1 protein-coding gene is annotated in these 1218 nt (G+C 75.9%); it reads right to left on the bottom strand.

What is annotated here, in order from left to right; all coding sequences use genetic code 11:
• Window positions 1–54 precede the first annotated feature (54 nt).
• The coding region (locus tag DVA66_RS20515; RefSeq protein ID WP_408608941.1) for an AAA family ATPase at window positions 55–1218 on the bottom strand (1164 nt) is incomplete at its 5' end.

The raw sequence follows: 1218 nt of genomic DNA, 5'->3' as shown, positions 1-1218 counted from the left end.
AGGGAGCCGCCGCGGCCCGCCGGGGGGCGGGACGCGCCGACGGCTGCTGCTGGCTCACCCGCGCTCCTCCCCGCCCGGCTCCGCGCCGGGCTCGTCGTGCCCGCGCACAGTGTGCCCCAGGGTCCGTCCGGACGCCGGGTGGCCCGCGGGTGGGTGCGGCGGCGTCAGCCGGGGCGGCTCGACGTCCTCGGCCAGCAGTGTCCGCAGGGTGGTGACGTCGGTGTCGGTGCTGTCACGCAACCGCCAGGCGTGGTGGCCGATCGCGGCCTCCAGGCAGTTGCGGGCGAAGCGGCCGTTGCCGAAGGAGGTGTCGCGGGGCGTGACCGCCAGCCGCTGGCGGAACCGCTCGACCGCGCCGGGGTCGAGGTCGTAGTCGGCCTGCGCGGCCAGCACCCGCAGGATCGCGACCAGCTCGTCGTCGCTGTAGTCGGCGAACTCCACGGTGGAGCGGAAGCGGCTGGCCAGCCCGGGGTTCTGGGCGATGAAGGCGGCCATCGGGCCGGGGTAGCCGGCCACGACCACCACCAGGTCGTCGCGGCGGTCCTCCATCTCCTTGACCAGGGTGTCGACGGCCTCGCTGCCGTAGTCGTCGCCGGTGAGGCCGTAGGCCTCGTCGACGAACAGCACGCCGCCGGCCGCCGAGGCCACCACCTCAGCGGTCTTCATCGCGGTCTGGCCCAGGTAGCCGGCCACCAGCTCGGACCGGTCGACCTCGACCAGGTGCCCTCTCGACAGCAGCCCGAGCGCGCGGTAGATGCCGGCCAGCAGCCGGGCCACGGTGGTCTTGCCGGTGCCGGGGTTGCCGATGAAGACGAGGTGGCGGGTCAGGGTGGCGTTGGTCAGCCCGGCCTCGGTGCGGCGTCGGGCCATGGTGAGCACGGCCGCCTGGCGATGGATCTCGGCCTTGACCTCGGCCAGCCCGACGAGGGCGTCGAGCTCGGCCAGCAGCTCCTCCAGCGTGGGCGCGTCCTCGGTGGTGGCCTCGTCGTCGGGCTCCGGGGTGTCGGTCGCCGCCTGGGTGGTGGCGGGCGCGTCGGACGGCCCGGGCCGGTCGGGCTGGCCGGTGCCGGCGGGTGCGGGTGGGGTCTTGGCGCCGAGGCGGGAGAGGTCGCCGAAGGCGCCGGCGGTGAGCGGGAAGTCCGGGTCGAGGTCGAGGCTGGACCCACCCGGCGTGGCCGGGACGCGCCGGGCGGCGTCGGTGAGCCGGTCGACCAGCCG

This window comes from Desertihabitans aurantiacus (genome assembly GCF_003344635.1).
In the GTDB taxonomy this organism is placed as follows: domain Bacteria; phylum Actinomycetota; class Actinomycetes; order Propionibacteriales; family Propionibacteriaceae; genus Desertihabitans; species Desertihabitans aurantiacus.
This window is presented reverse-complemented; position numbering and strand designations above follow the sequence as displayed.